Source organism: Caulobacter endophyticus (assembly GCF_003116815.1).
GTDB lineage: Bacteria > Pseudomonadota > Alphaproteobacteria > Caulobacterales > Caulobacteraceae > Caulobacter > Caulobacter endophyticus.
In genome coordinates this window covers 1-24,858 of the sequence record NZ_QDKQ01000011.1, presented here as the reverse complement: position 1 = coordinate 24,858, position 24,858 = coordinate 1, and the positions used below count along the sequence as shown (strand labels likewise).

The following is a 24,858-nucleotide window of genomic DNA, read 5'->3' as shown; positions in this document are numbered from 1 at the left end:
GGTTCCAGGCCTAAGCCGCGTCCGCCTTCGGGCTCGTCACCCCTTCGATCGCCGCCAGCAGGTCGGCCAGGTTCAGCGGCTTGGCGACGAAGCCGTTCATGCCGGCGACGAAATAGGTCTCGACCTGGTGGGGCATGGCGTTGGCGGTGACCGCCACGATCGGGACGGCGGCCCGGCCGTGGGCGGCCTCCAAAGCGCGGATGGCCTCGGCGGCGGCCAGGCCGTTCAGCACCGGCATTTGGATATCCATCAGGATGAGGTCGATGGCCGGATCGGCCCTGTAGGCGGCCACCGCCTGCTCGCCGTCGGCGACCAGCGTCAGGTCGACCTCGAACGGCGCCAGCAGGGCCTGGAGCACCGTCTGGTTCACCAGATTGTCTTCGGCCGCCAGGATGCGCAGCGCGCCTTGCGGGGCCGCTGGGGCGACAGGTGGGACGGCGTCCGTCGCCGGCCCTTCGGCCAGCGGCGCCAGCGGCAGGTCGACGCCGAAGGTCGCCCCCTCGCCCTCGCGGCTTTCCAGCCAGAGCCCGCCGCCCATCCGTTCGGCCAGGCTGCGCGAGATGGTCAGGCCAAGCCCCGTGCCGCCATGGCGCCGGGTGGCCGAGGCGTCGGCCTGGGTGAAGGCTCGGAAGATCCGCTCGCGATCGGCCTCGGAGACCCCCTCGCCGGTGTCGGCCACCTTGAAGCGCAGGCCCGCGTCGCTTCGCTCGACCAACACGGCCACGCCGCCCTGGTCGGTGAACTTCACGGCGTTGACCACCAGGTTGCCGAGGATCTGGCGAAGGCGGGGCGCATCGCCCAGCCAGGCGCCGGCCGCCGCCTCGTCCACCGTCAGCGACAGCGAGAGATCCTTCTCGGCGGCCAGCGGCGCATAGGGCGCGATCGCCAGGCGAACCGTCTCCTCCAGATCGAACGGGGCCTCGTTCAGCTCCATCCGGCCCGCCTCGATCTTGGACAGGTCCAGGACGTCGTTGAGGATTTCCAGCAGGGCCGCGCCTGAGGCGCCGATGATCTCCAGGCGCTCGCGCTGGTCGCCGTCCAGGGCCTCACGCGACATCACCTGGGCCATGCCGAGTATGCCGTTCAGCGGGGTGCGGATCTCGTGGCTCATATTGGCCAGGAACTGGCTCTTGGCGCGGTTGGCGCTCTCGGCCAGGCGCCGCGCCTCGATCTCCCGCTCGGTGACCACGACGTGCTCGGTGATGTCGGTGATGATCAGCAGGAAGCCGCCGTCGTCGGCCGGCGTCAGCTTCAGCGACTGGAAGCGTCCGTCGGGCGAGCTGAAGGTGTCGGGCGACACCCACTCGCCCACCTGGTCTTCGACGGCGTCGAGCACCGCTCTCGCCGCCTGCCGGGCCTTGGCGTCCATCGAGGTGCGCTCGGCGATCTCGGAAAGGCTCATGCCGCGCGCCAGGGTCAGGCCATACGGGCGCGCGAAGTCGCCCAGGGTGGCGTTCCACACCTGCAGCAGGTTGTTGCGGTCGAAATAGCCCAGGCCGATCGGCGCGCGGTTGAGGGCCGAGCGCAGGGTGGCGAAGGCCGAGCGATGGGCCAGGCGGTGGGTCAGCAGCATGCCGCCCCCGGCCAGAACGATCATCGACACCATGGCGATGACCGACTGGGCCAGCTCTTCGCGCGTGAAGCGGCCCGCCGCTTCCGCGTCGGCCACTGGCAGCAGGGTGACCGCGCCCATGCCCACGAAGTGCAGGCCGCAGACGGCGGCGGCCAGCAGCAGGATCGAGGCCGCCCGCCCGCGCAGGCCGGTCTCGCGCCTGAGATCGGCGAAGGCCAGGGCGGAGAGAACCGCCGCGATCAGGATGGCCGCGACGACCAGATCCGATCGCCAGATCATCAGGGCCGGCAGGCGCATGGCCGAGACTCCGACGAAGTGCATGGCCGCGATGGCGCCGCCGCAGATCGCCCCGCCGGCCGCGCGTCTCGCCCGTCCGCTCGCCGTCATCGCCAGGCCCGCGCCGCCCGCCAGGCCGGCAAGCGCCACCGCGAACGACAGGGCCGTCATCGGCTCGTCGAAGCTGAGCCGCAGCGCGGGCTGGAAGCCCAGCATGGCGATGAAGTGCGTGGCCCAGACGCCGCTGCCCAGCACCAGCCCCGTCAGCAGCACCCAGGCAAGGCGGGCGGATCCCGCCGCCGTCGCGCCCCGATGATAGGCGTGCACGCCCACGGCCATCGAGGCAAGGCAGACGACAAGCGCCCAGATCACCAGCGTCGGGTCGTGCTGATCCAGGCACCGGAGCGTGGCGAACATGGGTCCTTGGCCGGGATAAGCGCGAGCGGGAGGAACTCTCCCGTCGTCATAGCCGCTCGCGCCGTGCAGCATGGTTTACGGCCTGGGCGGCGGATCGTCGCATCCCGGCCAAGCCCCCGCTTGCCTCGCCACGATTCCCGCCCCACTTTCGGAAGGTCATGAGCGACCGTTCCACCGGCCTCGCCCCGTCGCGGCTCACCGCGGTCCTGGGGCCCACCAACACCGGCAAGACCCATCTGGCCGTCGAACGCATGCTGGGCCACGGCTCGGGCATGATCGGCCTGCCGCTGCGCCTGCTGGCGCGCGAGATCTACGACCGCATCGTCAAGCTGCGCGGCAAGGCGGCCGTCGCCCTGATCACCGGCGAGGAGAAGATCACCCCGCCGCGCGCGGCCTATTTCGTCTGCACCGTCGAGGCCATGCCGCTGGGCCGCGAGGTCGACTTCGTGGCCATCGACGAGATCCAGCTGTGCGCCGATCCCGAGCGCGGCCACATCTTCACCCACCGCCTGCTGCACGCCCGCGGCAAGTTCGAGACCATGCTGCTGGGCGCCTCGACCATGGCCCCGCTGGTCCGCCGGCTGCTGCCCGACGCCGAGATCGTCGGCCGCGAGCGGTTCTCCAACCTGTCCTACGCCGGCTCCAAGAAGCTGACCCGCCTGCCCCGGCGCACGGCCGTGGTCGCCTTCTCCACCGACGCCGTCTACGCCATCGCCGAGCTGATCCGCCGTCAGAGGGGCGGCGCGGCCGTGGTCATGGGCAGCCTCTCGCCCCGCACCCGCAACGCCCAGGTCGCCCTCTACCAGAGCGGCGAGGTCGACTTCCTGGTCGCCACCGACGCCATCGGCATGGGCCTGAACATGGACGTCGACCACGTGGCCTTCGCGGGCCTGCGCAAGTTCGACGGCCGTCGCACCCGCTGGCTGCACCCGCAGGAGGTGGGCCAGATCGCCGGCCGCGCCGGCCGCTACACCCGCGACGGCACCTTCGGGGTCACGGGCGACTGCGAGGAGATGGACGAAGACCTCGTCCAGGCCGTCGAGGAGCACAGCTTCCAGCCGGTGATGGCCGCCGAATGGCGCAGCGCCAAGCTGGATTTCGGCTCGCTGCAGGGCCTGCTGCGCTCGCTGTCCGAACCGCCAAACCGCACCGGCCTGACCCTCTCGCAGGAGGCGCTGGACGAGCGCACCCTGCGCAAGCTGGCGACGCACGAGGACGTCGTCGCCCGCTGCAAGACCGACCGCTCGGCCCTGCTGAAGCTGTGGGACGTCTGCCAGACGCCCGACTTCCGCAAGACCACCGACGACGACCACCAGCGGATGGTCCGCACCCTGTTCGACGACCTGACCACCGGCCGCAAGCGCCTGCCGGAAGACTGGATCAACGGCCAGTTCAAGGCGCTGGATCGCACCGACGGCGAGATCGACAGCCTGGCCGCGCGCCTCTCGGGCGTGCGCACCCTGTCCTACATCGCCAACCGCCCCGACTGGCTGGCCAACCCCGTCCACTGGCAGGGCCGCACGCGCGAGCTGGAAGACAAGATCAGCGACACCCTGCACGAAAAGCTGATGGCCCGGTTCATCGACCGCCGCACCAGCGTGCTGATGAAGCAGCTGGGCGAGCGCGAGGTGCTGCTGGCCGGGGTCGCGACCGACGGCGAGGTCAGCGTCGAGGGCCAGGTCGTCGGACGGTTGACGGGCGTCACCTTCGTCCCCGAGAAGGCCTCGACCCCGCTGGAGGAGCGCGCCCTGCGCAACGCCGCCCAGCGCGCGGTCGGTCCCGAGATCGCCCGTCGCCTGGGCCTGCTGGCCGCCGAGCCGGACGATGCTTTCGCCCTGACGCCCGACGGCGCGATCCTCTGGCGCGGCGAGGCCGCCGGGGCCGTGCGCTCGGGCGGCGACCTGCTGGCGCCCCGCGCCCGGCTGCTGGGGGAGCTTGGCCCAGCGCCCGCGCGCGAGCGGGCCGAGCGCCGACTCGACGCCTTCCTGGCCGCCGAGGTCGACCGCCACCTGGCCCCGCTGCGCAAGCTGCAGGCGGCGCTGGCCGGCGGCGAGCTGCGCGGCCTGCCGCGCGGCGTCGCCCACCGCCTGCTCGAAGCCGGCGGCGTGCTCGACAAGCGCCCGCTCGATCCGGAACTGAAGGCGCTCAGCCAGGCCGAGCGCCGCACGCTGAAAAGTCTCGGCGTGCGCATCGGCGCCTTTTCGCTCTATGCGCCGGGCGTGCTGAGGCCCGAGGCCATCGCCTGCGCCCGGGCGCTCGACCCCGGCGGCTGGCGCGGACCGCTGGTCGGCCTGTCGCCCCTGCCCTCGCCTCCGCCCTCGCCCCGCGCCCTGGTCGCCAGCGGCCTGCGCGTCGCGGGCAAGCACCTGGTGCAGGTCGAGACCCTGGAAAAGCTCGACGCCCTACTGCGCGCCGAGCAGCGTCCCGGCGGCGTGGTGCTGACCACCGAAGCGCTGGAGGCCCTGGGCTGGACGCCCGCCGAGGCATCCTCGATCCTGCGCGCGCTCGACTACACCCCGGCCGTGCGCGCCAGGCCCGACGCGCCGATCGTCTGGAAACGCCGCGGCGCCCAGCGGCTGGAGCCCAAGCCGGTCAAGGCCCGCCCGGACTCGCCATTCGCGGCCCTGGCCAAGCTGACCGAACCACCGCCTCCGCCCGCGCGCCGCAAGAAGCCCCGCCGTCGCAAGCCGGCCGCCGCCGCGCCCGAAAAGGCCGCCTCATGAGCGACGCGGCCCACGACGACGCCCACGCCGACCACTGCCGCGCCGACGTCTGGCTGTGGCGCGCCCGCTTCTTCAAGACCCGCTCGATGGCCGCCCGCTTCGTCGACGAGGGCCGCATCCGCCTGACCCGCGCCGGCTCGCCCGACAGCCGCATCGACAAGCCCTCGCGCTCCCTCAAGGCCGGCGACGTCCTGGTCTTCGCCATCGGCGGCCGGCTGGTGAACGTGCGCATCCTCGACTGCGGCGAACGCCGGGGCCCGGCGACCGAGGCGCGCGGGCTCTACGAGGCGCTGGAGGGGTAGCGCCCGCTCAGTGGCCGAACTTCAGGGCCGCCACGCCGGCGACGATCAACGCCACGCCCAGATAGCGGGTCAGCGAGGTCGGATCGCCGAAGACCAGCACACCAACCAGGAAGGTCCCGGCCGCGCCGATGCCGGTCCACACCGCATAGGCCGTGCCGAGCGGGATCTGCCGTTGGGCGATGAACAGCAGCGTGCCGCTGGCCGCCATGAAGGTCAGGGCGACGGCGATACCCAACAGCCGCGTGCCCGGCGCCTGGGCCATTTTCAGGCCCACCGGCCAGCCGATTTCCAGCAGGCCGGCAAAAACGAGGTACATCCAGGCCACGAAGCGTCTCCTTTGATCGTCATTGATCGAGGCTGCGCCTTTAAATACGATCGTATTTGAATAATTCAAGGAACCGCCGGATGGCCAGGCCACGCACGATGGATCGCGACCGCCTTCTCGACGCGGCCGAGGCCGTCGTGACCAGGAACGGCGCGGCCGCCCTGTCGTTCGGCGCGGTCGCGGCCGAGGCCAGCGCGCCCAAGGCCAGCGTGCAGTCGGCCTTCGTCACCAAGGAGGGCATGATCAACGCCCTGCTCGATCGCTGGTCCGCGCAGGAGCGAGCGCGCTTCGACAAGGCCGTCGGCCCATCGCCGACGCCGCGCGAGATCATCGCCGAGCACCTGCGCTCGACCGCCGACGAGGAAACCGAGACCATCAGCCGGGTCGCCACCCTGCTGGCGGCCGCCGCTGGCGCTGGCGAGAAGGTCGGCCCCATGGCCGACTGGTACGCCGCCCGGGTCGGCGACCTGTCGGCCGCGACGCCCGAGGCGCGCCGGCTGCGGATCGCCTTCCTGGCGGCCGAGGGGTTGTTCTTCATCCGCCATCTGGTCGGCTTCGAGATCGGCGATCCGCTGTGGCGCGAGATCTTCGACGATCTGCTGGCGTTGACGGACCCCGAGGCCTCTTCCCTGTAGACGTCGCCACGCGAAACGCTACCTTGGGTCGAGCTTTATCCTGGGGGAGTATCTGCGTGGCGTCGTTCCGTCCGGCCCTGGCCGTCAGCCTGGCCCTTCTGCTTTCCGGCGTCGCGCACGCCCAGCCGGCCGCCTCGGTCAGCAAATCGCCCGCCAGGCCCACCGCGCCGATCAAGGCCTACGAACTGCCGCAGCTGGAGGCTTTCGGGACCGCCATCTACCGGCAGGACATCGCGGCCTGGCTGGCTAGCGACGCCCTGACCGCCAAGGTGTCCGACCTGCGGGCCGCTGGCCTGAAGGGCTGGCTGGTGCAGGACGACGGCAAGACCGCCAAGGTCCGCTTCCTGCGCGACACGGGCAGCGGCCTGGAGATCGGCTACGATGTCGTGGTCGACGGCAAGGGCGCGGGTCCGGTCACCGAACCGGCCGACCGCAAGCTGACCGACGAGGAACGCCTGGCCTTCTCGGCGCGCCAAGCCGCGGCGGCCGCCCAACCCGCCGCCTGCCGCGCTGGCTACAACACCGCGATGGTCAAGAACCCCGACGGCGACGGCTGGATCGTCTGGCTGCTGGCCCCCGCCCCGGCGGCCGGCGCCATCCCGGTCGGCGGCCACTACCGGATCTTCGTCGCCGCCGACGGCAAGACCGTCAAACAGGTCGACGCCCTGTCGGCCTCGTGCCTGCTGATCGAGAAGCCCAAGGCCGCCGAGGGCAAGCCGGCCCTGGCCTTCGCCAGCCACATCGTCTCGCCCACGCCGGTCGAGACCCACGTGTTCCTGAGCCGGCTCTACAAGCTGCCGCTGGGCGTCGGGACCAACGGCGGCAAGGACATCTGGATCGTCGAGCAGGGCAAGGTCCGCAAGGCCCAGACCAAGTAGGTCCGCCTCAGAACAGCACGCCCTTCTCCAGCATGCCGTGCACGCCCTTCTCGCCGTTGACGGTCTGGGTCACTCGGAAGTCCACGGCCAGCGAGCAGAACTGGTAGGCCTGCACGCGGGTCAGGGCCGAGCGGGCGCAGATGAAGTCGATCATGCCGCGCAGGGCCTGCTTCATGGCCAGGTCGAGGTCCTCGTTGAAGCCCATGACGATGTAGTGGGTGGGCGTCTCGGCCCGCGGCCAGGTCGCCACGCCCACCTCGGAAGCCTTGTGCAGGATGAAGGTGAAGGTCCCGGTCAGCCCCATCTCCAGCGCATTGACGCAGACCTCGCCGTCGCCCTGGCGGCCGTGGCCGTCGCCGGCCGAGAAGTTGGCGCCCGGAACCCAGACCGGCAGATAGAGGGTCGCGCCCGCGCCCAGCTCCTTGTTGTCCATGTTGCCGCCGTGCTCGCGCGGCTCGCGGCTGGACAGGCGCCCGTATTTCGCCGGCGGCGCCACGCCCATGGTGCCGAAGAACGGACGCAGAGGCAGTTGCGGCCCCCACTCCGGCTTGCAGACGCCGCGCGCCTTGTCGACGGCGATGTGGCTGACATAGCGGTCGGGGAAGTCTTCCGGGATCGTGCCGGCCAGCGGCCGCACCGCGCAGTAGCCCCAGTCGTTGTTGGGCTCCACCGCCTCGATCCGCACTTCCAGGGTGTCGCCGGGTTCTGCCCCGGCGATGGCCACCGGCCCGGTGAGAATATGCGGCCCGATCCGATCCAGCCCGGCGTCGTGGATCGCCTGCAGGGCCGGCGGGATGGTCAGCCACGACTCCGCGCTCGGCATCACCTCGGGCCCGCCGGAGACGCAGTCGAAGGTGACGCTGTCGCCCGGCTGGACGGTGAGCACCGGATCGAAGGCCGCGTCGAAGATGCCGAAGCGGACGGTTTGCGGGGTGGAGGCGAGGTGATGATGCATGGCGAAGCGGTGACCGAAGGCTTGAAACGGCCTCCAGTCTCCGACCGCGCCGCCGCTGGAACGAAGCGCGGGCCTCCGCCCGCGCCGCGCTTTGCGAAACCTGCCTGCCGCCTGGGCGCCGGTTGCACCAAGGTCGCGCATACAGCAGGCGATCGGCCTAGCTTAAGCGCTTGAAAAACCCGCGCTGGCGGCGCTATCGTCGGCTGGCTATGAAGTATTCAATTACTTCCTAGCGTGAGTGACTTCCCATGTCGGGCGGCGATCTGTCGGCCTTCCAAAACCTCACCGACGCCAAGGTCGCCGCCTATCTGGATCGCCGCAGCGCCGAGCTTGGCCTGCCCGTTCCTGAAAGCTGCCGCGACGGCGTCGCCGAGAACCTCGCCCTGCTGCGCGACCAGACCGCCCTGTTCGCGGACCTGACGGATCCCGACGCCCAGATCGAGGCGTTCGAGCCATGAGCTTCGACACCGTCCAGGGCCTTGGCCGCGCGCTGCGCGAGGGTCGCACCACCGCCCGCGAGATCACCCAGCGCACGCTGGCCGCCGCCCGGGCCGAGCCGTTCAACGCCTTCACCGCCGTGTTCGAGGCCGAGGCGCTGAGGCAGGCAGACGCCGTCGACGCCGCCTTCGCGGCCGGGGTCGATCTTGGGCCGCTGGCCGGCGTGCCCTTCGCGGTCAAGAACCTGTTCGACGTAGCCGGCCATGTCACCCTGGCCGGCAGCAAGATCCGCCGCGACGCGCCCCCCGCCGCCACCGACGCCACCGCCGTCGCCAGGCTGAAGGCCGCTGGCGCGGTGCTGGTCGGGGCGCTGAACATGGACGAGTTCGCCTACGGCTTCGTCACCGAGAACGCTCACGACGGCCCCACCCGCAATCCGCACGATCCAGCGCGCATCGCCGGCGGCTCGTCGGGTGGTTCGGCCGCGGCGGTCTCGGGTGGCATCATGCCCCTGACCCTGGGCTCGGACACCAACGGCTCGATCCGCATTCCCGCCAGCCTGTGCGGCGTGTTCGGGATGAAGCCGACGCTGGGCCGGCTGTCGCGGGCCGGAACCTTCCCTTTCGTCCATAGCCTGGACCACATCGGCCCGTTCACGCGCACGGCCGCCGACCTCGCCCTGGCCTATGACGCGCTACAGGGCCCGGACCCGTGCGACGACCTCGCGCCGCCGGTGGCCGACCCGCTGTCGGGGCGGCTGGACGCCCTGGCCGAACGGCCCCTGCGCGTCGGCGTTCTGGGCGGCTGGTTCCAGCAGGGCGCCTTCCCCGAGGTGGTCGAGGCGCTGGAGATCGTCGCCGACGCCCTGCAGGCCCGCCGCGACGTCGAGCTGCCCGGCGCCCAGGCCGCCCGCGCCGCCGCTTTCGCGATGTCGGCCTCCAAAGGCGGCCATCTGCACTTCGAGGATCTGGCCGCCCGCGCTCTCGACTACGACCCGGCGGTGCGCGACCGCCTGCTGGCCGGCGCCCTGCTGCCGGAAGAGGTCGCCGACGCCGCCCGCCGCTATCGTCCCGTGTTCCGCGACGCGGCCCGCAAGCTGTTCGCGGACTTCGACCTGCTGCTAGCCCCCGTCGCCCCCTGCCCGGCCCCGCCGATCGGCCAGGCGACCATGGAGCTGGCCGGCGCGCAGGTTTCGGTGCGCAAGACCCTGGGCGCCTACACCCAGCCGATCAGCTACATCGGCCTGCCGGTCGTGGCCGCGCCGGTGAACCGCCCCGGCAGGCCGCCGGTCGGCGTGCAACTGATCGCGCCGGCCTGGCGCGAAGACCTGGCCTTCGCCGCGGCCCTGCGCCTGGAGCGCGCCGGGGTGATCGCCGCCCATCGTCCACCGGAGTTCAAAGGATGATCGTCAACGACGCCGAGGTGCTGGCGCAGGTGACCGCCGCCGTCGACGCCTACGAGACGGCCCTGATGACCAACGACGTCGAGGCGCTGGACGGCTTCTTCCGGGACGCTCCCGAGACCGTGCGCTACGGCGTGGCCGAGAACCTCTACGGCTTTTCCGAGATCGCCGCCTTTCGAATCGGCCGGACCGGCGGCTCGCCGCTGCGCGAGCGCCTGCGGACCGAAATCACCACCTTTGGGCGTGATTTCGCGATCGCCAACGTCGAATTCCTCAGAACCGGGGCAAAACAGCCCGGCCGCCAGAGCCAGACCTGGCTGCGCACCGAAAGCGGCTGGAAAATCGTGTCCGCGCACGTTTCGCTGCTTCAGGGCGGCGCCGACCAACGCCTTGCTCCATAGGCGATAGACGCTCCGCCCAAGGACAATAAGTAAGTATGTGCTGACTTATGATCTAGTTTTGGGCGCCGTTGTCGCAGCGTGGTCAAATAGTGACAGCCCCAGAACAAACTTCACGGAGTCGATACTGAGTCGTCATCAAGCCTTTTGATTTCAGCGACGCCATTGTGCATTGCACCCCGCAACCGGCTCCTCCACCGGTGTTCGAAGGGGATTTCGACATGACCAATCAAGCCAAGCTGCGCTCGGGCGCCGCGTTCGGCGCACTCCTGCTGGCCGCCGCCGTCGCGGCCCCGGCCTTCGCCCAGGACGCAGCCGTCGCCCTCGACGACGTGATCGTCACCGCCCAGAAGCGCTCGGAAAACATCCAGGACGTGCCGGTCTCCGTCGCCGCCGTCTCGGGCGAGAAGCTGGCCTCGATCTTCGCCGCGGGCGAAGACGTCCTGGCCCTGTCGAGCCGCGTCCCCGGCCTCTACATCGAAAGCTCCAACGGCCGCGCCGCCCCGCGCTTCTACATCCGGGGCCTCGGCAACGCCGACTTCGACCTGGCCGCCTCGCAGCCGGTGTCGGTGATCATGGACGACGTCGTCCTCGAGAACGTCGTGCTCAAGAGCTCGCCCGTCTATGACGTCGAGCAGGTCGAAGTCCTGCGCGGCCCGCAAGGCACGCTGTTCGGCCGCAACACCACCGCCGGCATCGTCAAGTTCGACACGGTCAAGCCGAGCGAAGACTTCCGCGCCAACGGCACGGCCACCTACGGCTCGTACGGCTCGGCCACCTTCGAAGGCGGCGTCGGCGGCGCCATCGTCCCGGGCAAGCTGGCCGTCCGCGCCTCGGCCCTGTACCAGCACCGCGACGACTACATCGACAACAGCTTCACCGGCGTGAAGAACGCCCTGGGCGGCTACAACGAAAAGGCCGCCCGCCTGCAAATCCTGGCCACCCCGACCGAGGACACCTCGATCCTGGCCATCGCCCACACCCGTTCGCTGGACGGCACCGCGGCGGTCTTCCGCGCCAACATCCTCACGGCCGGCAGCAACAAGATCAATTCGAACTTCGACCGCGACAAGGTCAGCTACAACGGCGGCGACAACAACCCGCAGGCGTATGACTCGACCGGCGTCTCGCTGAAGATCGACCACGACTTCGGCGGCGTGAAGCTGACCTCGATCAGCGCCTACGAGACCGCCAAGGGCCGCAGCCGCGGCGACATCGACGGCGGCGTGGCCGGCGTCGGCCCGGGCTTCATCCCGTTCGACTCCGACACCCAGGACTCCATCGGCGACCTCGACCAGGTCACCCAGGAAATCCGCCTGGCCAGCGACACCGACGGCAAGCTGGCCTGGCAGGTCGGCGCCTACTACTTCAAGTCGGCCTTCACCGTCTCGACCAACCCGTTCTTCGTCGCCCCCTCGACCCTGGAGCACAAGAACACCTCGTGGGCCGTGTTCGGTCAGGGCTCCTACCAGGTCACCGACGCCCTGAAGGTCACCGCCGGCGTCCGCTGGACCGACGACGACAAGGACATGGAAGTCCTGTCCTCGCCGTTCGGCGCCTCGGCCCCGGTGTCGGTCTCCGACAGCCAGGCCAGCTGGGACCTGTCGGCCTTCTACGCCGTCAGCGACGACGTCAGCGTCTACGGCAAGGTGGCCCGCGGCTTCCGCGGTCCGTCGATCCAGGGCCGCGACATCGCCTTCGGCAGCCCGGCCTCGGTCGCCCAGTCGGAAACCATCCTGTCGTGGGAAGCCGGCGTCAAAAGCGAGCTCTTTGAACGTCGCCTCCGCCTGAACGGCGCGGTGTTCACCTACACCATCGACGACCCGCAGTTCAGCGCGGTCGGCGGCGGCGCCAACTCCAACCGCCTGATCAACGCCAAGAAGGGCGAGGCCTACGGCGTCGAACTGGACGGCGAGTGGAAGGTCACCTCGAACCTGCTGGTCACCGCCGGCTACAGCTACAGCCACACCAAGATCAAGGACTCGGGCCTTGCCGTGGCCGTCTGCGCCCAGTGCACCGTGACCGATCCGCTCAACACCGCCGGCCAGGCCCTGGTCAACGGCAACCCGTTCCCGAACGCGCCGGAATACATCCTGAACTTCGGCGCCCGCTACAACGTGCCGGTCGGCGCGAACGGCGAACTCTTCGCCGAGACCGACTGGTTCCGTCAGGGCTACACGAACCTCTTCCTCTACGAGAGCAAGGAGTTCAACAGCAAGGACACCTTCGAAGGCGGCCTGAAGCTGGGCTACGCCCGCACCGACGGCGCGTATGAAGTGGCCGTGTTCGCCCGCAACATCACCAACGAGGTGAACCTGCGCGGCGGCATCGACTTCAACAACCTGACCGGCTTCGTCAACGAGCCGCGCGTGGTCGGCATCTCGCTGAGCGCCCGCCGCTAAGCGACGACAAAGCTGAAGCAAACGGCGGCCCGGGCGTTGAAAAACGCCCGGGCCGTTGTCGTTTTGACATGCTCGCGCCGCCCTGGAAGGCTAAGGTCATCGGCTTTCCCGGCCTCCCGCCGGGCTCGCAGACAAGAAGACCGATGACGACCAAGATCATCTTCGACACCGATCCCGGCATCGACGACGCCATGGCCCTGCTGTTCATCGAGGCCAGCCCGGCGCTCGACCTGGTGGCCGTGACGACCGTGTTCGGCAACGCCGACATCGACACCACCACCCGCAACGCCCTCTACCTCAAGGACCGCTTCGGCCTCACGGCGCCGATCTTCAAGGGCACGGACAAGCCGCTCACCCGCCCGCGCAATCCCTCGCCCACCTTCGTGCATGGCGAGAACGGTCTGGGCGACGTCGAACTGACCGGCCTGGTCGCCGCCGAGCCGGAGGCCAAGCCCGCCTACCAGGCGATCATCGACATCGCCCGCGCCAATCCCGGCGAGATCACCCTGGTCGCCGTCGGCCCGCTGACCAACCTGGCCCTGGCGCTGCAAGCCGATCCGGAAGTGGCGACCCTGCTCAAGGGCGTGGTGATCATGGGCGGCGCCTTCGCCGTCGCCGGCAAGCCGGGCAACGTCACGCCCGTCGCCGAAGCCAACATCTGGAACGATCCGGAAGCCGCCGACCGCGTCTTCACCGCGCCCTGGCACGTCACGGTCATCGGCCTGGACGTCACCACCCAGGTGATCATGACGCCGGACTTCATGGAGGCCCTGGAAGCCTCAGCCGGTCCGGCCGGCCAGTTCCTCAACGCCATTTCCAAGCCCTATGCGGCCTTCTACGGCGGCCGCGACGGCATCGTCGGCTGCTGCGTCCACGACGCCGCCGCCGTGGCCTATGTCATCGACGAGAGCCTGTTCGAAGTGCGCCGCGGCTCGGTCCGCGTGGTCACCGAGGGCATCGCCCTGGGCCAGACCCTGCAGAAGGTCGAAGGCGAGCTCTTCGGCCCGTCCGCCTGGGACGACCAGCCGATCCACAGCGCGGCGATCAAGGTCGATGCGGACAGGCTGCTGGCGCTGTACGCGCGGACGATGAACGGGGTGGTGGCGGGGTAACCCCCTCAGTCGCTCCGCGACAGCTCCCTACTCCTCCCCCGTGCAACGGGGGAGGTGGCGCGGCGCTATCAGCGCCGTGACGGAGGGGGCGACGGCCGGCACTGAGCCCAGTCTCGCCCCCTCCACCGCTTCGCGGTCCCCCTCCCCCGCAAGCGGGGGAGGAGATCACTTGCGATACCGCTCCACGCCCGCCAGGTACGTCCGGGCCACGACCCGGTCATCCCCCAGCACGGTCAGAGCGAACAGCCGGTCCTCCAGCCCCTTGGCCGCCGCCAGCCGGCGCGCGAGCAGCGGCGTGGCGGCGAGATCCAGCACCAGGAAGTCGGCCTCCTTGCCGGGGGCCAGGTTGCCGATGCGGTCGTCCAGGTCCAGCGCCCTCGCCCCGCCCAGGGTGGCCAGGTACAGCGCGTGGAACGGATCCAGCGCCTGCCCGCGCAGCTGGCCCACCTTGTAGGCTTCGCCCAGGGTATGGAGGATCGAGAAGGTCGTGCCGGCCCCGACGTCGGTGCCGATGCCCACCTTCACCCCATGCTGGCAGGCGGTCGGCAGCGGGAACAGGCCCGAGCCGAGGAACAGGTTCGAGGTCGGGCAGAACGACACCGCCGCATCCTTGGCCGCCAGCCGCTGGAAGGCCTCGCCCTGAAGGTGGACGCAGTGGGCGAAGACCGAGCGCTTCCGCACCAGGCCAAACCGCTCATAGACGTCGAGATAGTCGCTCGCGCCGGGGAAAAGCTCCGCGGTCTCGACGATCTCGCGCGGGTTCTCCGACAGGTGGGTCTGCATCCAGACGCCGGGATGCTGCGCCAGCACCTGGCCGGCCATCTCCAGCTGGGCGTCGGTGCAGCTGATCGCGAAGCGCGGGGTGACCGCATAGCCCAGCCGTCCCTTGCCGTGCCAGTCGGCGATCAGGCCTTCCATGTCGGCCCGCGCCCCCTCGACCGTATCGGTCAGGCCCGGCGGGGCGTTGCGGTCCATCAGCGCCTTGCCGGCGATCAGCCGCATGTCGCGCGAGAAGGCCTCGGCGAACAGGGCTTCGACCGATCCCTTGTGCACCGAGCCGAACACCAGGGCCGTGGTCGTGCCGTTGCGCAGCAGCTCGTCGACGAAGAAGGTCGCCGTCTCGCGCGCGTGCTCGGGATCGGCGAAGGCGGCCTCGGCGGGGAATGTGTGCTGCTCCAGCCAGTCGAGCAGCTGCGCGCCATGGGCGGCGACGATGTCGACCTGCGGGAAGTGGATGTGGGTGTCGATGAAGCCCGGCGTGATCCAATGGCCCGAGAGATCCTCGACCGGAACCTCGACATGGTCGGCCGCCAGCGCCGCGTAGTCGCCGCACGCGACCACCCGTCCTTCATTCACGACCAGCAGGCCGTCGTCATGGAAGGCCACGGCCTTCTCGTCCTTCGTCGGATCTCCAACCAGATGGAGGATCGACGCCCTATAAGCTTGCACTGGCGCCCTCGTCGTTGCGGGCCTGCGCCGCTTCTAACCGCATCAAGAGGTCGGCCGCCACAGAGACGGCGATCACCTCCGGCGCCTTGCTCTTCAGGCCCGGCAGGCCGATCGGGCAGGTCAGGCGGTTCAGCGCCAGCTGCGAAAAGCCGTCGTCGCGCAGCCGGTGCATGAACCTGGCCCGCTTGGTCTTCGAGCCGATCAGGCCGAGATAGGAAAACCCGCCGCCCGCCAGCCCGGCCGAGGCCAGGGCGTAGTCCAGGGCGTGGTCGTGGGTCAGGATCAGGCCGTAGGCTTCCGGCGTCGCGCCCATGGCCAGGGCCGCCAACTCGGCCGGCTCACGCACGACGACGCCGGGAACATCGGCCGCCTCGGGCCGGCTGTCATACCAGAACAGCCGAAACGGCAGGGGCGCGAAGGCTCGGGCGATCGCCTGGCCCACATGCCCCGCGCCGAACAGCAGCAGCGGCCGGCGCGGGCTTTCGCTGCGCTCGACCAGCTCGTCGCCGAGTTCGGGCCGCGCCCCGCGCGCGGCGGCCGGCGAGCCGCCCAGGCTGACGGCCGGCGGATCGGCGTCCAGCGCTGCGATCGGAGCGATCGTCTTGGTCAGGAGACCCGGATCGAAACGGGTGCGCAGCTCGAACGGCTGGTCGGCGTCCATCCGGCGCGCGGCCTCGGTCAGCCAGTCGCGGCTGGCGGCCTCGACCCGCTCGATCATCAACCTCACCCGGCCGCCGCAGCACTGGGCCAGCAGCGGCCCCAGCGGATAGTCCTGGATGGCGAAGGCGACCTGCGAACCGGTCAGCATCCGCCGCGCCTGGCTGGTCGCCTGATGCTCCAGATTGCCGCCGCCGATCGTGCCCGACTGCCCGCCCTCCCAGACCACCATCTTGGTCCCCGCCTCGCGCGGCGCCGAGCCCTCGGTGGCCAGCACGGTGACCAGGGCGGCGTTATCGTTCGCATCGAGGCGCGACAGGGCCGCGCGGGCCCAGTTCTTGTGGGTCGCGAGCAATTCAACCTCTCCCATAGGGAGAGGGAGGGGCCCACGCCGTCAGGCGTGGGAGGGTGAGGGGTTTTGACGGCGAGCGGTTTACCCCCTCACCCTCCCACCGCTGCGCGGCGGGCCCCTCCCTCTCCCCTTGGGAGAGGTTTGAAGAAGCGAAGCCGGCCTCAGCCATTGGCCCGCCTCCGCACGTCCTCGACCGCCGTCAGCACCGCCTCCGGCGTCGCCGGCGCGTCCAGGTCCGGCATCACCCGGTGATCGCCCACCGACGCCACCGCCCGGGTGATCGCCGAGAACACCGAGATCGCCAGCATCAGCGGCGGTTCGCCCACGGCCTTGGAGCGGTGGACGGTCGGCTCGGCGTTGCGGCCGGGCTCCCAGAGCTTGATGTTCAGCACGCGCGGCCGGTCGCTGGCCGTAGGAATCTTGTAGGTCGAGGGGGCATGGGTCTTCAGCACGCCCTTGGCGTCGTAGACCAGCTCTTCGGTCGTCAGCCAGCCCATGCCCTGGATGAAGCCGCCCTCCACCTGGCCAAGGTCGATGGCCGGGTTCAGCGAGCGCCCCACGTCGTGCAGGATGTCGGCGCGCAGCACCTTGGTCTCGCCGGTCAGGGTGTCGATCACCACCTCGCTGCAGGCCGCGCCATAGGCGAAATAGTAGAACGGCCGCCCGCGATGGGTCTTGCGGTCGTAGGCGATCTTGGGCGTGGCGTAGAAGCCGGTGGCCGACAGCGAGATGCGCGCCAGATAGGCCTGCTTGCAGAGGTCGGGAAAGCTCACCGTCTCGCCGCCGATCCGCACGCCGTCGGGCGTGAAGGCCACCTGCGAGGGATCAACGCCCCACTTCCCGGCGGCGAAGGCGACGAGCCGCGCCTTCAGCTTGCCGGCCGCATCCAGCACCGCCATGCCATTGAGGTCCGCCCCCGACGAGGCCGCCGTGGCCGAGGTGTTGGGCACCTTGTCGGTCGTGGTCGAGGTGATCTTCACGCGCTCCAGCGGAACCTGGAAAGCCTCGGCGGCCACCTGGGCGACCTTGACGTACAGCCCCTGCCCCATCTCGGTGCCGCCGTGGTTCAGCATGATCGAACCGTCGGCGTAGATGTGGATCAGCGCTCCCGCCTGGTTCAGGTGGGTGGTGGTGAACGACACCCCGAACTTCACCGGCGTCAGGGCCAGGCCCTTCTTCAGGATCGGATTGGCGGCGTTGAACGCGTCCACCGCCTTCTGCCGGGCCTCGTAGTCGCAGGATTTCGCCAGTTCCTCGATCAGCTCCGGCGCGACGTTGTCTTCCACCACCTGGTAGTAGGGCGTGAGATTCCGGCCCGCTCCTTCTCCATGGGCGCCATAGAGGTTGCGCTGGCGCACCTCCAGCGGATCGAGTCCCAGGCTTTGGGCCACCGCATCCATCACCCGCTCGATCGCCGCCATGCCCTGCGGCCCGCCGAAGCCCCGGAAAGCGGTGTTGGAGACGGTGTGGGTGCGATAGCGGTGCGAGACGATCTCGACCGCCGGCAGGTAATAGGCGTTGTCGGCGTGGAACATCGCCCGGTCGTTGATGGCCGGCGAAAGGTCCGTCGTCGCCCCGCAGCGCGAGGCCAGCTCCAGCCGGATGCCCTGCAGCCGCCCCTCGGCGTCGAAGCCGACGTCGTAATCCACCTCGAAATCATGCCGCTTGCCGGTCATGACCATGTCCTCGTCGCGGTCGGGACGGCACTTGGCCGGACGGCCGGTCTTCACGGCCACGAGCGCCGCGGCCGCCGCGAACAGCGAGGCCTGCGTCTCCTTGCCGCCGAAGCCGCCGCCCATGCGCCGCACCTCCACGGTCACGGCGTGGTCGGGACGGCCCAGCACGCGGGCGATCAGGTGCTGCACCTCGGTGGGATGCTGGGTGGAGCACCAGACGTGGACGTCGCCCTCCTCGCGCGGCGTCGCCAGCGAGGCCTGGCCTTCCAGATAGAAGTGGTCCTGGCCGCCGATCGCGAACCGGCCTCGAACCCGATTTGGCGAGGTGGCGATGGCCGCCTCGGCGTCGCCGCGGGCCATGCGCTGGCTGGCCTCGATCTTCAGTTCGGCCTTGGCCGCATCCTCGATGGTGATCGCCGCCGGCAGGTCCTCGTACGCGACCACGGCCTTGGCCGCGGCGGCGCGGGCGGCGGCGATCGAGGTGGCGGCCACCGCGAACAGGCTCTGGCCGACGTAAATGACCTCGCCTTGCGCGAACAGGCGGTCGTCATGGATCACCGGGCTGACGTCGTTCTCGCCTGGAATGTCGTCGGCGGTCAGCACGCAGACCACGCCGGGCGAGGCGCGCACGGCGCCGAGGTCCATCGCCGTGATCCGCGCGTGGGCCCGGGTGCTCATGCCCAGGTGCACGTGCAGCATCCCCGCCGGCTCGGGCAGGTCGTCGACATAGATCGCCGTGCCGGTCACGTGGCGCAGGGCGCTGTCGTGCGCGACCGAAGCGTGGACGCCCTGGAACGGGGTCACCTTCAGGGGAACGCCGGAATCAGCCATGGGCCGCCTCCGCCAGCACGCTGGTCGCCACGCCGGGCTCTGCGCTCTCGATGAAAGCCCGGATCAGCAGGTTGCGCGCCGCCCGCGCCCGGTACGCCGCCGAGGCGCGCATGTCCGACAGCGGCGTGTAGTCCTCGTCCAGCCTGGCGGCCGCGGCCTCGACGCTCTCGTACGTCCAGGGCGAACCGATCAGCGCCGCCTCGCAGGCGCCGGCCCGACTGGGCGTGCCGGCCATGCCGCCGAACGCCACACGCGCCTCGATCACCACCCCGTCGACAACGGTGACGGCGAAGGCGCCGCACACGGCCGAGATATCCTGGTCGAAGCGCTTGGACAGCTTGTAGACCTTGAAGATCTGGCCGGCCGGACCGCGCGGCACGATCACCGCCTCGACGAACTCGCCCGGCTGGCGGTCCTGCTGGCCGTAGGCGATGAAGAAGTCCTCCAGCGGGATCTCGCGCGTCGTCTCGCCCTGGCGCAGCACCAGCCTGGCGCCCAGCGCGATCAGGGCGGGCGGCATGTCGCCGATCGGCGAGCCGTTGGCGATGTTGCCGCCGATCGTGCCGCTGTTGCGCACCTGGGTCGAACCCAGCCGCCGCATCATCTCGCCCAGGCTGGGATAGCGCCCCGCCAGGGTCTCGATCGCCTCGACATAGCGCACGCCCGCGCCGATCCGCAAAGCGTCGCCCACCCGGCCGATGGTCTTCAGCTCCGGCACGCGGCCGATGTCGATCAGAACCTCCGGCGGCTTGCGAAGCTTGGTCACCCACAGCCCCACGTCCGTGGCCCCGGCCACGAAGGTCGCGTCGGGATTGGCCTCGGCGGCGGCGGACAGCTCGGAGAGGCCGCGCGGCGCCAGCCAGCGGCGGGTGACGCCGCGCACCGGATCCTCGTGCGCCAGGGTCAGCATGGTCTGGCGCTGTATGGCCTGCAGCGGCGCGGCCACGTCGGGCGCGGCCTCGCGCACCACCTCGCGGGCGGCGTCCAGGATCGGGCCATAGCCGGTGCAGCGGCAGAGGTTGCCCGCCAGCACGTCCTCGACCGGCGCACCGGCGCCGCAGGCGCCGACCGCCCGGCCGTACAGCGACATGACGATGCCCGGCGTGCAGAAGCCGCATTGCGAGCCGTGCCTGTCGATCATCGCCTGCTGCACGGGATGCGGCCTTCCCTCGCATCCTGCCATGGCCTGGGTGGCGAGGCTCTCGACGGTCATCACCGCTTTGCCGTCCAGCATCGGCAGCAGCTGGATGCAGGCGTTCACCGCCCGCCAGTTGACGGGATCGAGGTCATCGCCGGTGGTCAGTTCGCCCACCAGCACGGTGCAGGAGCCGCAGTCGCCCTCGGCGCAGCCTTCCTTGGTTCCGGTTCGCCGCAGCGGCCCGCGCAGGTGCTCCAGCAGCGTGGTCGCAGGATCCACGCCCGCCGCCTCCTGCGCCTGGCCGTCCAGCAGGAAACGGATCGTCCCGCCCATCTCAGCTGCCTCGGTAGGTGGAATAGCCGAACGGCGACACCAGCAGCGGCACGTGATGGTGCTGGGCCGCGTCGGCCACCGCGAAATCGATGGTCACCACGTCGAGGAACGGCGGGTCCGACACCCCGGCCCCGCTGGCGGCGAAATAGGCGGCGATCTCGAACTCCAGGCGATAGCCGCCGGCCTCCAGCGCCTGCCCCTCGACCAGCCGCGCGCGGCCGTCGGCGTCTGTGGTCGTCGCTTTCAGCAGCACCGGCGGGCCCTCGATCCGGCGCAGCACGCGCACGGCCACGTTGGCGGCCGGTCGGCCGGCGGCGGTGTCGAGGATATGGGTCGTCAGGCCGCTCATCGCCCTTGCTTCCTCGCGCCCTGCGGTGTGGTGGTCATCATACGCTCTTTCGCCTTCCCCCGAAGGCTGGAACCGCCCGCACGGGCTGTCCAGCGTCGTCGGCGCCGCACGGGCCTCGCGGGCGCCTCGCCCCGCCGGTTCGCCCAGCCAGGCGGCGCCGTGCGCCCGCCGATTGAGCGTATATAAGTCTTTTATTACTTACTAGAGCTCGACCCAGGGTCGTCCGACGCCGCCGAAACGACGCGCCAGGGCCGCAGAATCACAAAAAATGGGCCGCAGGCGCTGCGTAAGGTTGGAAATGCGCGGCCAACCCCGGTAGCTACACGGCCAGACGGGCCGCGTGCGTTCCTCTCCCAAAACGAACGCGAAAAGACGGCCCGCTTTCACAGCGCTGCGCAGAACACCCGCGAAGGATCGATGATGGACGAGGATTTCCGTAAAGCCGCCCTGGACTACCACCGGCTGCCGCGGCCCGGAAAACTGCAGATCGAGGCCACCAAGCGGATGGCCACCCAGCGCGACCTCGCCCTGGCCTATTCCCCCGGCGTCGCCGCCCCCTGCGTGGCCATCGCCGAAGACCCCGATCTGGCCCGCGACTACACCGCCCGCGGCAATCTGGTGGCCGTGATCTCCAACGGCACCGCCGTGCTGGGCCTGGGCGACATCGGCCCGCTGGCCTCCAAGCCGGTGATGGAAGGCAAGGCCGTCCTCTTCAAGAAGTTCGCCGGCATCGACGTCTTCGACATCGAGGTCGACGCCAAGGATCCTGACCGCTTCATCGAGGTGGTGGCCGCGCTCGAGCCCACCTTCGGCGGCATCAACCTCGAAGACATCAAGGCGCCGGAGTGCTTCGTCATCGAGCGCGCCCTGCGCGAGCGGATGAACATTCCGGTCTTCCACGACGACCAGCACGGCACCGCCATTGTCTGCGCCGCCGCCGTCCGCAACGCCCTGCTCGTCCAAGGCAAGCAGCTGAAGGACGTCAAGCTGGTCACCTCGGGCGCCGGCGCCGCCGCCCTGGCCTGCGTTGATCTGCTGGTGTCGATGGGCCTGCCGGTCGAGAACGTCACCCTCACCGACATCAAGGGCGTGGTCCACGCCGGCCGCGATCCGGACATGCCCGAGAACATGGCCCGCTACGCCCGTCCGACCGACGCGCGCACCCTGCCCGACGTGCTGCCCGGCGCCGACATCTTCCTGGGCCTGTCGGCCCCGCGCGTCTTCAAGCCCCAATGGCTGCCGCTGCTGGCCGAGAAGCCGTTGATCCTGGCCATGGCCAATCCGGATCCGGAGATCCTGCCCGAGCTGGTCTATGCCGACCGCCCCGACGCCATCATGGCCACGGGCCGCAGCGACTATCCCAACCAGGTCAACAACGTCCTCTGCTTCCCGTTCATCTTCCGCGGCGCGCTCGACGTGGGCGCCTCGGAGATCAACGAGGCGATGAAGGTGGCGGCCGTCGAGGCCATCGCCGAGCTTGCCCGCGCCGAGGCCAGCGAAGTGGTCGCCAGCGCCTACGGCGGCGCAGCCCCGATGTTCGGCGCCCAGTACATCATCCCCAAGCCGTTCGATCCGCGCCTGATCCTGCAGATCGCCCCGGCCGTGGCCCGCGCGGCCATGGAGAGTGGCGTCGCCACCCGCCCGATCGCCGACTTCGACGCCTACCGCGCCGAGCTGGAGCTGTTCGTCTACCGCTCGGGCCAGCTGATGCGCCCGGTGTTCGAGCGCGCCCGCAAGGCCACAAAGGCCGCCAAGGTCCGCGTCGCCTACGCCGAGGCCGAGGACGAGCGCGTCCTGCGCGCCGTCCAGACCGTGGTCGACGACGGCCTGGCCGCGCCGGTGCTGATCGGCCGCCGCGACGTCATCAAGGCCAAGGTCGCCGAGATGGGCCTGCGCCTGGATCTGGGCGGCGGCGTCGAGATCCTCGACCCGCTGGCCGACCACGAGGTGTTCGAGCCGATCGTCGGCCAGTACCAGACCCTGGTCGGCCGCCGCGGCGTGCCGCCCCTGGCCGCCAAGCGCCGCGTCGAGGGCCGCCGCACGGTGGCCGCCTCGATGCTGCTGCAGACCGGCCAGGTCGACGCGGCCCTGGTGGGCGGCAGCGGCGACTGGTGGCAGCACATGACCTACGTGCTGCCGATCATCCCCAAGCGCGAGAACGTCGGCCGGGTCTATGCGATGTCGTCGCTGATCCTCGACAACGGCACGCTGTTCTTCTGCGACACCCACGTCAATGTCGAGCCGACCGCCGAGCAGATCGCCGAGATGACCCTGCTGGCCGCCGAGTCGGTGCGTCGCTTCGGCCTGACGCCCAAGGCGGCGCTGCTGTCCCACTCCTCGTTCGGCGCCAGCAACTCGCCGACCGCCCGCAAGATGCGCGAAGCCCTGTCGATGGTGCGGACCGCCGCGCCCGAGCTGGAAGTCGACGGCGAGATGCACGCCGATGCGGCCCTCTCCCAGGCCCTGCGCGACCGCCTGGTGGGCGACAGCACCCTGAAGGGCTCGGCCAACCTGCTGGTCATGCCGACCCTGGACGCGGCCAATATCAGCCTGACCCTGCTGACGGCCGCCACCGAGGCCCTGCTGGTCGGTCCGATCCTGCTGGGCATGAGCCGGCCGGTGCACGTGCTCACCCCCAGCGTCACCGCTCGCGGCATCGTCAACATGACCGCCCTGGCCGTGAACCAGGCCGCCGCCGAGCGCGCCGCCGCGCAAGGCCTCTGACGGCGCGGCACGAGGCCGTGGCCTGTTCGTCCATCCCGCGAAGGCGGAAAGGGTCGAACAGGCCACAACCGGCGTTCGACGCGCCGGTCTGGACATGTAGGCTGAGGCTACTTTCGACGGACGGCTGCAGGCGCCCCTTCGCCGGCGCCGCTTTTCCAGCATGAGACCCGCCGTGTCGCCCGAAGCCGCCGACCTGACCCCGAACTCGAAATCCTGGACGCCTTTCTGTCGTCGGAGGAAGTTCCGCGATCAGCCCTGCTTCCGAGCGAGCTCGACGGCTTCCTGACGGGTCTCGCGGTCGGTCCAGAGCGGATCATGCCGGCCGAATGGCTGCCCCATGTCTGGGGCGGCGACCGCCCAGGGAATCCACGCCTACTGGCGGCGGTCGGCCTCCAGACCCGCCGGCTCAAGGCCGGGCGAAACGACGCCTGCCCTTGCGGCTCGGGGCGCAAGCACAAGAGGTGCTGCGGCGCCTGCTGATCCCGACAGGACCCGCCGCGAACGCAGAAAGGCCCCGCCGGAGCCTCCAGCCATCCTCGGGGATGACGGAGGCCCCAGCGGGGCCTTCTTGCATTCAGGCCTCAGGCGCCGACCGCGGACGATCGGCGCGCGCGAGCCTTAGAGGATGCGCAGGTTGCCGGCCGAGGTCTTGCCCGAGCGGCGGTCCTGCTCGAGTTCGTAGCCGACTTGCTGGCCTTCGTTCAGGCCGCGCAGGCCGGCGCGCTCGACGGCCGAGATGTGCACGAAGATGTCGCCACCGCCGTTGTCGGGCTGGATGAAGCCAAAGCCCTTGGTGCTGTTGAACCACTTCACGACGCCCGTACCAGCTTCGCCGGTGCCGCCACCGCCGCCGCCGCCGTAGCCGCCGCCGCGCGGGGCGTCGAAGCTGCGTTGCGGACGACGCGGAGCGCCGCCGGCCGGAGCGGCGCCATGGCCGGTCACGCGCAGGTTGCCAGCCGAGGTCTTGCCCGAACGGCGGTCCTCTTCCAGCTCGTAAGCCACTTGATCGCCTTCGTTCAGGCCCGACAGGCCCGAACGTTCAACCGCGGCGATGTGGACGAACACGTCCTGGCCGCCGTCCTCGGGCTGAATGAAGCCAAAGCCCTTGGCCGGGTTGAACCACTTAACGACACCGTTCGCCATCTTATCCTCAAAACCTCAATCGACGGGCCAATTGCCGGCCCGCGTCCTTCCACAGCAACTCATGACGCAAAACTGCGGCACGCGCTATGGCCTTTGCACGGAGAATATGGACGGGAAGCGGCCACAGGCCAGAAAAATTCGCGCGCGGAGGCCGCCCTGTCGCCAAAATACCACTATGAGTGGTAAACGCGGACGCGAAAAAAGGCCGATACGGATCGTATCGACCTTGCTGCACAGCCCAGAAGACGCCTGCGGAAGATTGGGTGCGGGGACAGGATTTGAACCTGTGACCTTCAGGTTATGAGCCTGACGAGCTACCGGGCTGCTCCACCCCGCGGCAGGGGTATTGATCGTGGGTAGGGTTCTGGAC

General features: G+C 70.1%; 20 protein-coding genes, 1 tRNA gene and 2 pseudogenes. 11 read left to right on the top strand and 12 right to left on the bottom strand.

The features are described 5' to 3' along the window. Positions 1 to 10 precede the first annotated feature (10 nt). Entirely contained in the window at positions 11 to 2,266 is a 2,256-nt protein-coding gene (locus tag DDF67_RS01135; RefSeq protein WP_158277967.1) for an ATP-binding protein, read from the bottom strand. Positions 2,267 to 2,424: 158 nt separating this feature from the next. Between DDF67_RS01135 and DDF67_RS01130 the strand changes: the two genes are divergently transcribed. Both DDF67_RS01130 and DDF67_RS01125 read left to right on the top strand, forming a co-directional pair. Further along, positions 2,425 to 4,989: a helicase-related protein gene (locus tag DDF67_RS01130; RefSeq protein ID WP_109099133.1), complete on the top strand. Its 2,565-nt coding sequence runs from the start codon at positions 2,425 to 2,427 to the stop codon at positions 4,987 to 4,989. Next, entirely contained in the window at positions 4,986 to 5,291 is a 306-nt protein-coding gene (locus tag DDF67_RS01125; RefSeq protein ID WP_109099132.1) for an RNA-binding S4 domain-containing protein, read from the top strand. Before DDF67_RS01130 ends, DDF67_RS01125 begins: the two co-directional genes overlap by 4 nt. 7 nt (positions 5,292 to 5,298) lie before the next feature. On the opposite strand, the gene DDF67_RS01120 is transcribed toward DDF67_RS01125, so the two are convergent. Next, positions 5,299 to 5,607, bottom strand: coding sequence for a DMT family transporter (locus tag DDF67_RS01120; protein ID WP_269845425.1), 309 nt, complete (start codon positions 5,605 to 5,607; stop codon positions 5,299 to 5,301). An 89-nt stretch (positions 5,608 to 5,696) separates the two neighbouring features. On the opposite strand from DDF67_RS01120, the gene DDF67_RS01115 reads away from it, so the two are divergent. Together DDF67_RS01115 and DDF67_RS01110 are read left to right on the top strand one after the other, a co-directional pair. Further along, on the top strand, positions 5,697 to 6,251 hold the full coding sequence (locus tag DDF67_RS01115) for a TetR/AcrR family transcriptional regulator (RefSeq protein ID WP_109099130.1): 555 nt from the start codon (positions 5,697 to 5,699) through the stop codon (positions 6,249 to 6,251). A gap of 56 nt (positions 6,252 to 6,307) precedes the next feature. After that, on the top strand, positions 6,308 to 7,129 hold the full coding sequence (locus DDF67_RS01110) for a hypothetical protein (RefSeq protein WP_109099129.1): 822 nt from the start codon (positions 6,308 to 6,310) through the stop codon (positions 7,127 to 7,129). A 7-nt stretch (positions 7,130 to 7,136) separates the two neighbouring features. Here DDF67_RS01110 and DDF67_RS01105 read toward each other — a convergent pair whose 3' ends face one another. Then, positions 7,137 to 8,084 carry an acetamidase/formamidase family protein gene (locus DDF67_RS01105; protein ID WP_109099128.1) on the bottom strand — a complete coding sequence of 316 codons (948 nt, stop codon included), beginning with the start codon at positions 8,082 to 8,084 and terminating at the stop codon, positions 7,137 to 7,139. Between the two features lie 248 nt (positions 8,085 to 8,332). Here DDF67_RS01105 and DDF67_RS01100 point away from each other — a divergent pair, with 248 nt between their 5' ends. The 5 genes from DDF67_RS01100 (at position 8,333) to DDF67_RS01080 (ending at position 13,836) form a co-directional block, all read left to right on the top strand. After that, on the top strand, positions 8,333 to 8,542 hold the full coding sequence (locus DDF67_RS01100; protein ID WP_109099127.1) for an AtzG-like protein: 210 nt from the start codon (positions 8,333 to 8,335) through the stop codon (positions 8,540 to 8,542). Next, entirely contained in the window at positions 8,539 to 9,927 is a 1,389-nt protein-coding gene (locus DDF67_RS01095) for an AtzE family amidohydrolase (protein WP_109099126.1), read from the top strand. Before DDF67_RS01100 ends, DDF67_RS01095 begins: the two co-directional genes overlap by 4 nt. Further along, positions 9,924 to 10,325 carry an oxalurate catabolism protein HpxZ gene (hpxZ, locus tag DDF67_RS01090; protein ID WP_109099125.1) on the top strand — a complete coding sequence of 134 codons (402 nt, stop codon included), beginning with the start codon at positions 9,924 to 9,926 and terminating at the stop codon, positions 10,323 to 10,325. The genes DDF67_RS01095 and hpxZ overlap by 4 nt, the downstream gene beginning before the upstream one ends. Positions 10,326 to 10,543: 218 nt before the next feature. Beyond that, positions 10,544 to 12,724, top strand: coding sequence for a TonB-dependent receptor (locus DDF67_RS01085; protein WP_109099124.1), 2,181 nt, complete (start codon positions 10,544 to 10,546; stop codon positions 12,722 to 12,724). 143 nt (positions 12,725 to 12,867) lie between these two features. Continuing rightward, the gene (locus tag DDF67_RS01080) at positions 12,868 to 13,836 is read left to right on the top strand and encodes a nucleoside hydrolase (RefSeq protein WP_109099123.1); all 969 of its coding nucleotides are present in this window, start codon (positions 12,868 to 12,870) and stop codon (positions 13,834 to 13,836) included. A 32-nt stretch (positions 13,837 to 13,868) separates the two neighbouring features. Here the strand turns inward: DDF67_RS01080 and DDF67_RS26355 are convergent. The 6 genes and pseudogenes from DDF67_RS26355 to uraH all read right to left on the bottom strand — a co-directional run. Next, positions 13,869 to 13,951, bottom strand: a pseudogene (locus tag DDF67_RS26355) (hypothetical protein); the annotation flags it as partial. A gap of 50 nt (positions 13,952 to 14,001) precedes the next feature. Beyond that, complete coding sequence (guaD, locus tag DDF67_RS01075; RefSeq protein ID WP_109099122.1) at positions 14,002 to 15,285, bottom strand: guanine deaminase; 1,284 nt, start codon at positions 15,283 to 15,285, stop codon at positions 14,002 to 14,004. Beyond that, entirely contained in the window at positions 15,272 to 16,297 is a 1,026-nt protein-coding gene (xdhC, locus tag DDF67_RS01070) for a xanthine dehydrogenase accessory protein XdhC (protein WP_233247495.1), read from the bottom strand. The genes guaD and xdhC overlap by 14 nt, the downstream gene beginning before the upstream one ends. Positions 16,298 to 16,455: 158 nt before the next feature. Continuing rightward, positions 16,456 to 18,801, bottom strand: a complete 2,346-nt coding sequence (gene xdhB, locus DDF67_RS01065; protein ID WP_109099120.1) for a xanthine dehydrogenase molybdopterin binding subunit — start codon at positions 18,799 to 18,801, stop codon at positions 16,456 to 16,458. Beyond that, complete coding sequence (gene xdhA / locus DDF67_RS01060; protein ID WP_109099119.1) at positions 18,794 to 20,272, bottom strand: xanthine dehydrogenase small subunit; 1,479 nt, start codon at positions 20,270 to 20,272, stop codon at positions 18,794 to 18,796. The genes xdhB and xdhA overlap by 8 nt, the downstream gene beginning before the upstream one ends. Position 20,273: 1 nt before the next feature. Then, a complete protein-coding gene (gene uraH / locus DDF67_RS01055; RefSeq protein ID WP_109099118.1) occupies positions 20,274 to 20,621 on the bottom strand; it encodes a hydroxyisourate hydrolase in 348 nt (115 codons plus the stop codon). 420 nt (positions 20,622 to 21,041) lie between these two features. Here uraH and DDF67_RS01050 point away from each other — a divergent pair, with 420 nt between their 5' ends. Further along, a complete protein-coding gene (locus DDF67_RS01050) occupies positions 21,042 to 23,345 on the top strand; it encodes an NADP-dependent malic enzyme (RefSeq protein WP_109099117.1) in 2,304 nt (767 codons plus the stop codon). Between the two features lie 210 nt (positions 23,346 to 23,555). Then, on the top strand, positions 23,556 to 23,825 hold the full coding sequence (locus tag DDF67_RS26350) for a YecA/YgfB family protein (RefSeq protein ID WP_109099116.1): 270 nt from the start codon (positions 23,556 to 23,558) through the stop codon (positions 23,823 to 23,825). A gap of 138 nt (positions 23,826 to 23,963) precedes the next feature. Here the strand turns inward: DDF67_RS26350 and DDF67_RS25880 are convergent, their stop codons facing one another. The 3 genes and pseudogenes from DDF67_RS25880 to DDF67_RS01035 all read right to left on the bottom strand — a co-directional run bounded on the left by DDF67_RS25880 (position 23,964) and on the right by DDF67_RS01035 (position 24,825). Beyond that, a complete protein-coding gene (locus DDF67_RS25880) occupies positions 23,964 to 24,158 on the bottom strand; it encodes a cold-shock protein (RefSeq protein ID WP_233245359.1) in 195 nt (64 codons plus the stop codon). A 126-nt stretch (positions 24,159 to 24,284) separates the two neighbouring features. After that, positions 24,285 to 24,488: pseudogene (locus DDF67_RS25875) on the bottom strand (cold-shock protein); the annotation flags it as partial. Positions 24,489 to 24,748: 260 nt separating this feature from the next. Next, a tRNA-Met gene (locus DDF67_RS01035) sits at positions 24,749 to 24,825 on the bottom strand. Positions 24,826 to 24,858 lie beyond the last annotated feature (33 nt).